We start from the raw sequence: 12,552 nt of genomic DNA on the forward strand, positions 1-12,552 counted from the left end.
CGCCCGCTGACGGTTTTCCGCCCCCCGGGCCCCCCTCTAGTTAAGGTCCCGTGGCGGGGCGCCGTCCATGCATGGATACCCTTGACACGTGACCGACGCCCACGACACCGCAGCAGACACTTCACTGCGAACCACCGGAGGCGCCCCTCCGGACGACGGCGGATCTTCTGCTACGGAGGCGCCGATCCCGTTGCTGGAGCCGCGCGAGGGCATTCCGCCCGTCGTCGCGGACCCCGCGGCGCTCGCCGAGGTGGTCGCCGCCTTCGCGGCCGGTTCCGGACCGGTCGCCGTCGACGCCGAGCGCGCCTCCGGCTACCGCTACGGCCAGCGCGCCTACCTCGTCCAGCTGCGCCGCGAGGGCGCGGGGACGGCCCTGATCGACCCGGTGGCCTGCGGCGACCTGTCGGAGCTGGGCGCGGTACTGGCCGGCACCGAGTGGGTGCTGCACGCCGCCACCCAGGACCTGCCGTGTCTGCGCGAGATAGGCATGGTGCCGACCAGCCTGTTCGACACCGAGCTGGCCGGCCGCCTCGCCGGCTTCCCGCGCGTCGGCCTCGGCGCGATGGTCGAGAACGTCCTCGGCTTCAGCCTGGAGAAGGGCCACTCCGCCGTCGACTGGTCCACCCGCCCGCTGCCCGAGCCCTGGCTGCGCTACGCCGCCCTCGACGTCGAGCTGCTCGTCGACCTGCGCGACGCCCTGGAGAAGGAGCTGGAGCGCCAGGGCAAGCTGGAGTGGGCCCGCCAGGAGTTCGACGCGATCGCCTCCGCCCCGCCGGCCGAGCCGCGCAAGGACCCCTGGCGGCGCACGTCCGGCATGCACAAGGTCCGCCGCCGCCGGCAGCTGGCCGTGGTGCGCGAGCTGTGGCAGACCCGGGACCGGATCGCGCAGCGCCGCGACGTCTCGCCCGGCAAGGTGCTCTCCGACGCGGCCATCGTGGAGGCGGCGCTGGCACTGCCGTCCAACGTGCACGCGCTCGCCGCGCTCAGCGGCTTCGGGCACCGCGTGGGGCGGCGCCAGCTCGAGCAGTGGCAGGCGGCCGTCGACCGGGCGAAGGCCCTGCCGGAGGCGGAGCTGCCGCAGCAGGGCCAGCCGGTGACCGGGCCGCCGCCGCCACGCGCGTGGGCGGAGAAGGACCCGGCGGCCGCGGCGCGGCTGTCCGCGGCGAAGGCCGGGGTGTCCGCGCTGGCCGAACGGCTGAATCTGCCGCAGGAGAATCTGATCACGCCGGACACCGTGCGGCGCGTGTGCTGGGAGCCGCCGAAGGCCGTCGACGCGGATGCCGTCGCGGCGGCGCTGGCGGGGCACGGGGCGCGGGCCTGGCAGGTGGAGCTGGTGACGCCGGTGCTGGTGGCGGCGCTGTCCGCCTAGGCGCCGGGGGATGTGGGCCGTACGGCGGCCGCTGGTGCGCGGTGGCTGCTCGCGGCCACGCGGCGGCAGCCGCTCGTCGACGCGGTCCCGCGCCGCTCGGGGACCGCGCGGCCCTCGCGCCCGGGCGGACGCGCCGTCGGGATCTCGCCAAGCTCGGCTTCCTCACCGTCCGCCAAGCTCGGCTTCCTCACCGTCCCCCTAGGTGTGACCTTCGCCGCTCCGGTCGTGGGGACTGGGCAGCTACGTTACTCATAAGTAGCATGGGGCTGAGCGCGCGCTCAGTGCATGCGTGCCGCAGCAGTGCCACCCCGCACCCTGGAGGAGAGCCATCGTGCCTCGTACCGTCAGGGACGTCGTCTTCGTCGACGGCGTCCGCACCCCGTTCGGCAAGGCGGGCCCGAAGGGCATCTACCACGAGACCCGTGCCGACGACCTCGTCGTGAAGGCGATCCGGGAGCTGCTGCGCCGCAACCCCGGCCTCGACCCGAAGACGATCGACGAGGTCGCCATCGCCGCGACGACGCAGATCGGTGACCAGGGCCTGACCATCGGCCGCACGGCCGGCATCCTCGCGGGCCTGCCGCAGTCCGTCCCCGGTTACTCCATCGACCGCATGTGTGCCGGCGCCCTGACGGCCGTCACCTCGGTCGCCGGCTCCGTCGCCTTCGGCGCCTACGACGTCGCCATCGCCGGCGGTGTCGAGCACATGGGCCGCCACCCGATGGGCGAGGGCGTGGACCCGAACCCGCGCTTCGTGAGCGAGAAGCTGGTCGACGAGTCCGCCCTGTTCATGGGCATGACCGCGGAGAACCTGCACGACCGCTATCCCTCGATCACCAAGCTGCGCGCCGACGAGTACGCGGTGCGCTCGCAGGAGAAGGCCGCCAAGGCGTACGCCAACGGCAAGATCCAGGCCGACCTGGTGCCGATCTCGGTGCGCCGCACCAACCCCGAGGGCGGCGAGACGGGCTGGGGCCTGGTCACCGCCGACGAGCCGATGCGCCCGGGCACCACGCTGGAGAGCCTCGCGGGCCTGAAGACGCCGTTCCGTGTGCACGGCCGGGTCACCGCGGGCAACGCGGCCGGTCTGAACGACGGCGCCACCGCCTCCGTCATCGCGAGCGAGGACTTCGCCCGCGAGCACGGCCTGCCGGTCAAGATGCGCCTGGTCTCCTACGCCTTCGCGGGCGTGGAGCCGGAGGTCATGGGCTACGGCCCGATCCCGGCCACCGAGAAGGCCCTCACCAAGGCGGGCCTGTCCATCTCGGACATCGGCCTGTTCGAGATCAACGAGGCCTTCGCCGTGCAGGTGCTGGCCTTCCTCGAGCACTACGGCATCGCCGACGACGACGCCCGTGTCAACCAGTACGGCGGCGCCATCGCGTTCGGCCACCCGCTGGCCTCCTCCGGCGTCCGCCTGATGACGCAGCTGGCCCGCCAGTTCGAGGAGCAGCCGCACGTCCGTTACGGCCTGACCACCATGTGCGTCGGCTTCGGCATGGGCGCGACGGTCATCTGGGAGAACCCGCACTTCGACGGAGGCGACAAGTGAGCACCACCGCTGAACTCCTGAAGGGCGCGGCCGAGCTGTTCCCGGACGAGGTCGTCACGCAGGCGCACGTCCGCCACTTCGACCTGCCGCTGGGCGCCGGGCGCTTCGCGCTCATCACGCTCGACAACGGCCACGACCACACCAAGCCGACCACCTTCGGCCCCCAGTCGCTGGCGAACCTGAACACCGCCGTCGACCAGGTCGAGAAGGAGGCGGCCGAGGGCACGATCGTCGGCGTCGGCATCACCGGCAAGCCGTTCATCTTCGCCGTCGGCGCCGACCTCAAGGGCGTCGAGCTGCTGAAGGAGCACAAGGACGCGCTCGCCATCGGCAAGGGCGGCCACGACGTCTTCAAGCGCCTTTCGGGCCTCGCGGTCCCGACCTTCGCGTACTACAACGGCGCGGCCATGGGCGGCGGCGTCGAGGTCGGCCTGCACTGCACCTACCGCACGGTGTCCGCGGCGCTGCCGGCGTTCTCCCTGCCCGAGGTCTTCCTCGGCCTGGTCCCCGGCTGGGGCGGCTGCACGCTGCTGCCGAACCTGATCGGCGCCGAGAAGGCCGTCACGGTCATCATCGAGAACAGCCTCAACCAGAACAAGCAGCTCAAGGGCAAGCAGGTCTACGAGCTCGGCATCGCCGACGCGCTGTTCGAGGGCGCGGACTTCCTGGAGCAGTCGCTGATCTGGACGGCGGCCGTCCTCAAGGGCGAGATCGTCGTCGAGCGTCCGGCGATCGACCGCGGTGAGGGCTGGGACCAGGCCGTCGCCAAGGGCCGGTTCATCGCCGACTCCAAGGTGCACGGCGCGGCCCCGGCCGCCTACCGCGCCCTGGACATCATCGCCGCCGCCAAGAACGGCGACCTCCAGCAGGGTTACGACGCCGAGGACCAGGCGCTCGCCGACCTCATCATGGGCGGCGAACTGCGCTCCGGCATCTACGCCTTCAACCTGGTGCAGAAGCGCGGCAAGCGCCCGGCCGGGGCGCCGGACAAGTCGCTGGCCCGTCCGGTGACCAAGGTCGGCGTCGTGGGCGCGGGTCTGATGGCCTCGCAGCTCGCCCTGCTCTTCCTGCGCCGCCTCGAGGTGCCGGTCGTGCTGACCGACATCGACCAGGAGCGCGTCGACAAGGGTGTGGGCTACGTCCACGCCGAGATCGACAAGCTGCTCGGCAAGGGCCGTGTCAACCAGGACAAGGCCAACCGCCTCAAGGCGCTGGTGACCGGCGTCCTGGACAAGGCCGAGGGCTTCGCGGACGCGGACTTCGTCATCGAGGCCGTGTTCGAGGAGATGGGCGTCAAGCAGAAGGTGTTCGCGGAGGTGGAGGCGGTCGCCCCGGCGCACGCGATCCTCGCCACCAACACCTCCTCGCTGTCGGTGTCGGAGATGGCGTCGAAGCTGAAGCACCCCGAGCGGGTCGTCGGCTTCCACTTCTTCAACCCGGTCGCGATCCTGCCGCTGCTGGAGATCGTCCGCGGCGAGCAGACCGACGACGCCTCGCTGGCCACGGCCTTCGCCGTCGCCAAGAAGCTGAAGAAGACCGCGGTCCTCACCAAGGACGCCCCGGCGTTCGTCGTGAACCGCATCCTGACCCGCTTCATGGGCGAGATCCAGAACGTCATCGACGAGGGCACCCCGGTCGAGACCGCCGAGAAGGCGATCGAGCCGCTCGGCCTGCCGATGTCCCCGCTGGTCCTGCTGGAGCTGGTCGGCCCGGCGATCGGCCTGCACGTCTCCGAGACGCTGCACGGCGCGTTCCCGGACCGCTTCAAGGTCTCCCCGAACCTCAAGGCGGTCGTCGAGGCGGGCAAGCGCGGCTTCTACGTCTACGACAGCGGCAAGCCGGAGCTGGACCCGGAGGTCGCCGCGCTGCTGAAGCAGGGCGATGTCGTCCTGACCGAGGAGCAGGTGCGCGCCCGCGTCCTGGACGCGGTGGCGCAGGAGATCGGCCTGATGCTCGAGGAGGGCGTCGTCGCCGAGGCCCAGGACATCGACCTGTGCCTGATCACCGGCGCCGGCTGGCCCTTCCACCTGGGCGGCATCACGCCGTACCTGGACCGCGAGGGCGTCTCGGAGCGCGTCAACGGCAAGACGTTCCTGGCCCAGGGCGTGGCGTCGGTCCCGGCGTGACAACGGACAGCTGAAGAGGGCCCCCGCACCGAGCGGGGGCCCTCCTTGCTGTGCGGTCCGGTCCCGGCCGGTTGTCAGCCGCCGAGCACGCCCGGCGCCGCGGGCAGCTCGCCGATGAACACGGTGACCTGCCCTCGGGTCAGGCGGCCGTCTCCGTCGTCCAGGACGTAGGCGAAACGGTCGTAACCGGCCTGGCCCGGGAACGGGGTGTAGACGACGGTGCCGTCGGGCTCCACGGTGGTGGCGCCACGCAGCGCGGGTCCCACACCCACGAGCCGCACCCGCTCCCCGAGCCCCTCGGTCAGCCCGCGCAGCACTCCGGGACAGCCGGGGGCCACCTGCAGCACACGGCCCTGCGCGGGCAGGGAGGCGATCCGGTAGCCGTACTGCTTCACCGAATGCGTGCTGCTGGTGAGACTCGATCCGCCGTGGGCGATGATCCCCGCGCGCACCTGCGGGATGAGGAAGGCGCCCGCGGGCACGTCGTGGTGGACGACCGCGGTGAACCGGGCGATGCGGGTGGCGCCCGCTTCCACGGAGGTGGCGTAGCGGTCGCCGGCCGGCAGCAGGCTGATGCCGGCGAGCCCGTCGACCCGGGCCACGCGGTCGAAGGGCTGCGTCATCACATAGCCGTAGTAGCGGTGGCCGGGGCCCTCGGGGAGCAGGCTGACGGCGAAGCGGACCTCCTGCCCCGGGGCCAGCGGCAGCCGGGGGTCGGCCCCGGCGGTGAGCTCCACGGTCAGCCGGATGTGCGGCGCGTCGGGCTGGACTCCGTGCACCCGGGCGAGGAGGAACGGTTCGGTCTGCTGCGGTTCCTCGGTCACAGGGTGCTCCCCTGTCCCCTGGTCCGCGCCCGGACCAGGGCGGCGTGTTCCGCGTCGTCCATCCAGCCCAGCGCGGTCGGCGGGAAGGCCGGCACGTCGAGCGCGGTGACCCAGTGCGGGGGCACGATCTGCCGGGCGGCGAGCTGATGGGCGACGAACCGCGCGCAGGCCACGGCCCCTTCGGGCAGCAGGTGCGTGCTGTCCTCGATGCCCTCGGGATAGTTGGGGTACAGGCCGGGGGCGAGGTACATGAACAGGTCCCGGGTGCCCTGCGGACCGAGCTGCGCCCACCACTCGAGGCTCTGCGCGTACAGGTCGACGTAGGGAGTGGAGGTCTCCGCGGCGAGTTCCCGCATGGCCATCGGGTACTCCCCGAACACCTGCCGCAGATTGCCGTGCTCGTCCCAGGTGCAGCGTTCGTGGGAGCTCACGAACACCGGGTGGGCTCCCCGGTCGCGGGCCCCGTCGACGAAGGCCCGCAGGTGGCGCTGGTAGTCGTGGAAGGCCTCGGTGCGCCACTCCTTCTCCGGCTTGTGGTCCCTCAGGCCGAAGGAGGTGATGAGGTAGTCGTCCGGGCGGATGTGGTCCAGGATCCAGCCGAGGCGTCCGCGTTCGGCGAAGGTGCGCGAACTCGCCCCCGCCCGGGCGCAGTTCACGATCTCGACCGCGGAGGTGAAGAACAGCGGCAGCACCTGGCCCCAGCCCGTCATGGGCGCCCTCGACAGCTCGCGGGTGCACACGCTGGAGTCACCGGCGACGAAGATGCGCGCGGTCCCGTCACGCAGCATCGGTCCACCTCGTCGACACGCTCACGTCCGGTCGCAGCGCACCGACGGGTCCGGCGGGTGCCAGTGCGGCCGCCGAGGCCGTACCGAGGGCGGCGATCGCCGCGTAGACCCGCTCGCAGTTGCCGCCGCCGCGATGCACGAAGAACTCCTCCACCCGTGCCCGGTGCACCTCTTCCACCGTGAAGCCGCGCTCCACCGCCGCGATGATCTCGTCGACGGCTTCGTCGACGGTGCGGCAGACGGGGCCGAAGCCGTCCTCGGAGAGGGTGAAGTAACCGCGCTTGTAGTGGCGGCCGTAGAAGTCCTCCTCGTCGAACGGGACGTACACCAGCGGGATGCCCATGTACGCCACGTCGAAGAACACCGAGGAGTAGTCGGTCACCATCAGCGAGCACTCCTTCATCGCCTGCTGCACGTTGCGCGTCTGCGGGTCGGCCACGTGCATGGAGGGCGAGGACAGCTGGAAGGTGTGCAGATAGGGCCGGATCTCGTAGTGCGGGAAGAACTCGAGGTCGACGCCGAAGTGCTCGAGGGCCCGGCCCAGGCGCGGGTCGGCCAGCAGGGACCGGTAGAAGCGGTAGTACTCGGACTGCGTGAAGCTGGTGCGGGCGGGGCCGGAGGCCTTCTTGTAGGAGGCGGTGACGATCCACTGGCGCCAGGTCGGCATCAGCAGGATGCGGGGTCTGTCCCTGGGTTCGCGCTTCAGCGCGTCGAAGCGGGGGAAGCCCACCGGCTGCGCCCGGTCACCGAATCCCGCCTCCTGGGCCATGAACTCGCTCTCCTGCCGGCCCGCCGTCACCAGCAGGTCGTTGCTCGAGATGCGCTGGTCGGCACCGGTCGTCACGTCGTTGTACGTGACGCCGTGCTGCAGGAACACCCGCTGATACTTGATCAGTTCACCGAAACGGTGCAGGTAGAGCGCCTTCTTGTAGCCCTTGGGCACCAGGTAGGACTCGGAGTCGTAGGAGCCGATGAGTTTCGTCGCGTGCAGCAAGTACATGCGGTGCTTGAACGAACCGAGCTTCAGGACATGGCCGTACTGCGCCACCTTGGCGTAGTCGGCGGACGCCGCGTCGATGACGTAGTACGCGTTGCGGCGCCGGCGGTTCTGCCGGATCCACTTGAAGAGGTGGTACGAGTTGTCCTGCGCTGTGTCGGAGCGCTCGCCGATGAGCCAGATCTCCTTGGAGTTCAGGAAGGGGTACGTCAGCCAGTAGGCGAGCCTCATCCGCCAGCCGGGGTTGCGCGTCTTGAGGATGCGCAGCTCGCGGGCCGTGCGCCAACGGGCGTGGCGCATACGCGCGATCGCACCGGTGCCCACCAGACGCAGGTGCAGGGCATCGCGTGCGCCGATGGTCAGCAGGTAGCGGTGACGGCCGACCTGCCCGGGGCCCTTCAGCCGGTGCAGCGCGAGGCGGGCCTTCATCACCACGTTGCGGTGCCGTTCGCCGTCGATGCGGTGCACCCGGAGCCTGAAGTCACCGACGCCCGCACCGGCCTGTGCCAGCACCCGTTCGGGGATTTCGGCGTACCAGCCGGCGTAGAGATCGCGTCCCGACCGGGCGTTCCACAGGTCACGCCGGTACACCTGGGTGATCGGCACGGTGACCTTCTGGTCGCTCCTCTGGTAGACGAGCTCCAGGCGGTTGGCGAGGGGGCCGGCGAGGTTCATGCCGGGGAAGGCCATACAGCCTTCCAGGACGAGCACGTCGCCGCGGCTGCGGACACTCTCGACGACGACGTTGGGGTCGTTCACCCGGGCCGCCGTGCTGGCGCGCACGCCCCCGGGGAAGGTGCGGTAGAAGCCGTCGTCGTCGATCTCGACGACGAGCGGGGCCGCGGCGAGGACCGGCTCGGGGTCACAGAACATCTCGAAGTTGCCGGTCTTGGCGGCGTAGTGATCGAGTTGCTGGGCCGCGCTGGTGACGAACTCGGTGATGACGTCGTCGGGGATCTCCGCGTAGTGCCGGTGGATGTCGGGGAACATCTCCGCGAGCTGTCCACGGCCCATGACGTTGCGGGCGTTGCACAGGAAGCCCTTGTAGGTGCGCGTGGCGTAGCGCTGGAACATGCGGCGGATCGCGGGGCTTTCCTCGGCGCTGTAGTTCAGCAGGAAGTGGTTCAGCCGCAGGTGGTCCCGGTAGTTGGCGGGTTTGCTCCACAGGCTGTCCATGATGGACGAGCCGTCGGGGCGGCCTCGGTACCAGTAGACCGGCTGGTCGACGAGGCTCATACGGCCGGCGCGGAGCATCGCCGGCAGAGTGAGCCACGCGTCCTCGAAGTGCACGCCCTCGCCGAAGCGCAGGCCGAGCCGGCGCAGCAGATCGGTGCTGAAGAGCTTGTTGCAGGCGGAGCCGCTGAAGATCATGTCAGGGATCTCGGCGAAGTCGTCGAAGACGCGGTCCCCGCCGCCGAAGTACTGCTTCCACGGGCCGTAGGGCCGGTCGGGGAAGTTGACGAGGTCGCCCATGACGATCTCGGAACGGTCGCGCAGGGCCGCTTCGAGCATCGCGGCGAGAGCGTCCTCGCCGAGGATGTCGTCCGAGTCCAGGAACGTCACGAACGGCGCCGTGACATGGGCGAGGCCGTTGTTGCGGGCGTTGCCCAGGCCGCCGTTCTGCTGGTGGACGACCGTGACGTTGGCGTAGTACCGGGCGAAGTGGTCGAGCATCTTCGGCGTGTCGTCGGTGGCGCCGTCGTCGACCAGGATGACCTGGGTCGTCTCGAAGCCCCGCTGCGCGGCGATGGAGCCCAGGCAGTCGTCCACATACTTGGCGACGTTGTAGCAGGGCACGACCACGGCCAGCTCGAAGGGACGGGTCAGCGAGGGGATCGGGGGGTGGATCCGGTCCCGCCACCACATCCAGGGGGCGCCGGGGTCGTTCTGCTCGGACTCGAAGGTACGGCGGCCGGCCGCGGCCGAGCGGAAGGCGAGGTTGCCGCTGACGGTGCGGTAGCCCTCGAACTCCTCGCCGTCGCGGGTGAAGTCCAGTCCGCGCAGGTCGGTGTCGCGCACGTTCAGTGGAGAGCGGGAGCGGCTGCGGTTCCACTCGACGACGACCGACACGTTCCACACCGTGTCGTCGGCGGCGTCGTCTCCGAGCAGCCCGGCCAGGTCGGCGGTGCCGGTGAAGGTGACGTGGCGTTCGTCGACGGAGACCTTCGGGACCGGCACCAGGACGTCCGTCTTGGTGTGCCGGTTGCGCACGGCCAGTCGCAGGGTCAGGGCGTCGCCCCGGGCGATCCGGCCGAAGCGGTTGACGAGCTCGCCGGCGTAGGCCAGCTCGGTGCCGTCGAGCCGCCACTCGGTGAGCTGGGCGAAGAGCGGCACCTGGGAGACCGACGCGGCGGCGAGACCCAGTTCGGTGACGTCCAGCATGCGGCGGGCACCCGGCAGGTGCAGGTGGTCGGCGGACCAGTAGACCCGGCCGTCCTCCTCCATCAGGTGCGAGGAGAAGACGCTCTTGCGCTGCGTGTAGTCCAGCGTGGTGAGAGCGGCTTCGATCTCCTCGTACCGCAGCAGGAAGGCGCGGACCCGGTCCACCGGGCCGCACATCTCGAACGCCTCCTCGCTGATGGAGAAGAGGTAGGAGCTGACGATGGTGGCGAACCGCTGCTGGAACTCGGCGTCGCCCTCGGCGAGGGCCCGCATGTACAGGCGCAGGTCGTGCGAGAGGAACTTGGAGTCCTTGCGGACCTTCAGCGACCACAGGCCCCGCTCCAGCAGGAACGCGTCCGTGGCCCGGTGCACGGCGATGCGGTCGGTGATGCTGCGCAGCTCACCGGTGCGTCCGGTGATCGAGGAGCCGTCCGTCTCCCACATCCAGCGGTAGACGGGCTCGGTGATCACCGTGATGCCCCGGGCGAGGCAGCCCGCGACGGTGGAGAAGTAGGTGTCCTCGTAGTAGACGCCCTCGGGGAACCACACGTCGGCCGAGCGCAGGAACTCCACGCTGTAGAGCTTGGCGGCGGCGATCGGGTCCGACAGCAGCAGCGGGAACTCCTCCAGGCCGGCCACCGTGCGGCCCAGGGCGTAGACCTCCGGCGCCCATGGCTCGGACTCGCCGGTGGCCCGGTTGACGCGCAGCGCCTTGCCCGCGGTGATGTCGCTGCCGGTCTCCAGCGCGCTCTCGACGAGCCGCTCGCAGGCGCGGGGCGGCAGTTCGTCGTCGGCGTCGAGGAACATCACCCAGCGTCCGCCCGCCTGGGCGATGCCCCAGTTGCGGGGGGCGCCGACGCCTCCGCTGTTCTCGGGGCGGCGCAGCACCCGGACCCGGGGGTTGCTGCCGGCGAAGTTGGCAACGACCTCGAGGGTGCCGTCGGTGGAGGCGTCGTCGACGACGATCACCTCGACCAGCTCGTAGGTCTGGTTCACGGCGGACTGGAGGGCCTTGCCGATGGTGGTGGCCGCGTTGTAGGCCGGTATGACCACCGTCACCCAGTAGTTGTCGCCGTTGTGCACCTGCTGCATGGGAAGTCGTCCTGCGGTTGGCGTCATCGCGAGTGGTCCTGGAGCCCCGGCCTCCCCGACTGCTCGGCGGAGGCCGCGTACCCGAACCGGGTGAGCGGCATGGTGTCGCCGGGCTGCCGGGGTACGTGCGGGAGTCCGTGGGCGACCTGGGGCAGGTCGGACTCGCGGGAGGTGTCGTTCGGCTGCGGGTAGGGCCGGAAGCCGGGATCGTCGTCCGGTTCCGGGGCCCTGAATCGCTCGTCGGCGAGCAGGGCCTCCTGTGCGGCCTGACGGTGGCGGCCGCGGTACAGGTGCGGGGCGATGGTGCCGGCGGTGACCGGGGTGGGGTCGAGCTCCTCCATGACACGGGTGAAGTCACGGGTGGAGAGCCAGAACTTGTACATGATCACGAGCTCGAAGAGCATCAGCAGGGCCGCCGAGACCACGGTGGTCAGCAGGATCCGGCCGATCAGCGGACCGACGATGAAGATGAACATCTGGAACTCGATGCCGCTGATCAGGTGGGGGCGGATCCGGGTGCGCAGCATCATCCGGCGGATGCGGGTGTACCACGGGAACTGTCCGCGGAACTGCTCGTGCAGGTCGACCACGTTGCCGGCGCCGGCTTCCTGACGGAGTGTCTCCACAGGGGTGCCGGGGTTGTCGCGCAGCAGGTCCTCCATGAAGACGACCTGGGGCGCGTCGCTCCGTACGGCGGTGTCGCCGGCCTGGTGCCGGGCGCGGGCGGCTTCGGCGCGGGCCTCCCGCTCGGCGTGCTCCGCCGCGGCGCGCTCGGCCTCGGCGCGCTCGGCCTCGGCGCGTTCCCGGGTGACCTTCTCGATCTTGGTGCGCATCGACTGGCGCATCTTGTAGATCTGCAGCGCGTCGACGTAGCGCAGCATGTCGAGGAAGACCACGACCAGCGCGGCGACCAGGAAGCGCTCGTCGTCCGTGCGCAGGAACTGACCGCCCATCAGGGCCAGTGCGCAGAACAGCACGCGGATGCGGTCGAAGACGTAGTCGAGCCAGCCGCCGAAGACGGTGCCGTTGCCCTTGAGCCGGGCGAGCTTGCCGTCGATGCAGTCGAGGATGAAGCTCAGGTGGTACAGCAGGGCGCCGATGAGCAGCGACCGCGTGTCGCCCTTGAGGAAGAAGCCGGCCGAGGCCAGCCCGATGAAGAGCGCGGCCCAGGTGACACGGTTGGGCGTGATGAACCGGAAGCGGGCCAGGACGATCAGCATGCGCGTGGCCACGGGGTCGACCAGGAAGACGGTCCACCAGGCATCGCGCTTCTTGCAGGTCAGTTTTTGGACAGCCCGCAGCGACAGCTTGGCCATAACCCCTCGGTACACACAAGGCAGGACATATCGCCCTGTGGACACACCAATGCACCGCAGGGATTCAAGAGATCGGACAGATTTTCACACCTCGATCACATGAACA

Annotated in this window: 7 protein-coding genes; 3 read left to right on the forward strand and 4 right to left on the reverse strand. The window is 70.4% G+C overall.

Annotation, left to right across the window (positions count from 1 at the left end):
* Nucleotides 1-88 precede the first annotated feature (88 nt).
* The 3 genes from AB0E88_RS06355 to AB0E88_RS06365 all read left to right on the forward strand — a co-directional run bounded on the left by AB0E88_RS06355 (nucleotide 89) and on the right by AB0E88_RS06365 (nucleotide 5,047).
* Nucleotides 89-1,369 carry a ribonuclease D gene (locus AB0E88_RS06355; RefSeq protein ID WP_361624706.1) on the forward strand — a complete coding sequence of 427 codons (1,281 nt, stop codon included), beginning with the start codon at nucleotides 89-91 and terminating at the stop codon, nucleotides 1,367-1,369.
* Between the two features lie 331 nt (nucleotides 1,370-1,700).
* Nucleotides 1,701-2,921, forward strand: coding sequence for an acetyl-CoA C-acyltransferase (locus AB0E88_RS06360; protein WP_361624709.1), 1,221 nt, complete (start codon nucleotides 1,701-1,703; stop codon nucleotides 2,919-2,921).
* Nucleotides 2,918-5,047 (forward strand): 3-hydroxyacyl-CoA dehydrogenase NAD-binding domain-containing protein, encoded by a 2,130-nt coding sequence (locus AB0E88_RS06365; RefSeq protein WP_361624712.1) that lies wholly within the window; start codon nucleotides 2,918-2,920, stop codon nucleotides 5,045-5,047. The genes AB0E88_RS06360 and AB0E88_RS06365 overlap by 4 nt, the downstream gene beginning before the upstream one ends.
* A gap of 74 nt (nucleotides 5,048-5,121) precedes the next feature.
* Here the strand turns inward: AB0E88_RS06365 and AB0E88_RS06370 are convergent, their stop codons facing one another.
* From AB0E88_RS06370 to AB0E88_RS06385, 4 genes are read right to left on the reverse strand one after another with little or no spacing between them, the layout of a single operon-like run.
* Nucleotides 5,122-5,871, reverse strand: coding sequence for an Ig-like domain-containing protein (locus tag AB0E88_RS06370; protein WP_361624715.1), 750 nt, complete (start codon nucleotides 5,869-5,871; stop codon nucleotides 5,122-5,124).
* Entirely contained in the window at nucleotides 5,868-6,659 is a 792-nt protein-coding gene (locus AB0E88_RS06375) for a rhamnogalacturonan acetylesterase (protein ID WP_361624718.1), read from the reverse strand. Before AB0E88_RS06375 ends, AB0E88_RS06370 begins: the two co-directional genes overlap by 4 nt.
* Nucleotides 6,649-11,130, reverse strand: a complete 4,482-nt coding sequence (locus AB0E88_RS06380; protein ID WP_361624721.1) for a glycosyltransferase — start codon at nucleotides 11,128-11,130, stop codon at nucleotides 6,649-6,651. The genes AB0E88_RS06375 and AB0E88_RS06380 overlap by 11 nt, the downstream gene beginning before the upstream one ends.
* 23 nt (nucleotides 11,131-11,153) lie before the next feature.
* Nucleotides 11,154-12,446, reverse strand: a complete 1,293-nt coding sequence (locus AB0E88_RS06385) for a CDP-alcohol phosphatidyltransferase family protein (protein WP_361624725.1) — start codon at nucleotides 12,444-12,446, stop codon at nucleotides 11,154-11,156.
* Nucleotides 12,447-12,552 lie beyond the last annotated feature (106 nt).

This window comes from Streptomyces sp. NPDC028635, from assembly GCF_040637635.1.
GTDB lineage: Bacteria > Actinomycetota > Actinomycetes > Streptomycetales > Streptomycetaceae > Streptomyces.

What these genes read in the sequence shown, in the direction of transcription:
- AB0E88_RS06375 (WP_361624718.1), bottom strand. Translation starts at nt 6,659, where the DNA reads ATGCTGCGTGACGGGACCGCGCGCATCTTCGTCGCCGGTGACTCCAGC.
- AB0E88_RS06380 (WP_361624721.1), bottom strand. Translation starts at nt 11,130, where the DNA reads ATGCAGCAGGTGCACAACGGCGACAACTACTGGGTGACGGTGGTCATA.
- AB0E88_RS06385 (WP_361624725.1), bottom strand. Translation starts at nt 12,446, where the DNA reads ATGGCCAAGCTGTCGCTGCGGGCTGTCCAAAAACTGACCTGCAAGAAG.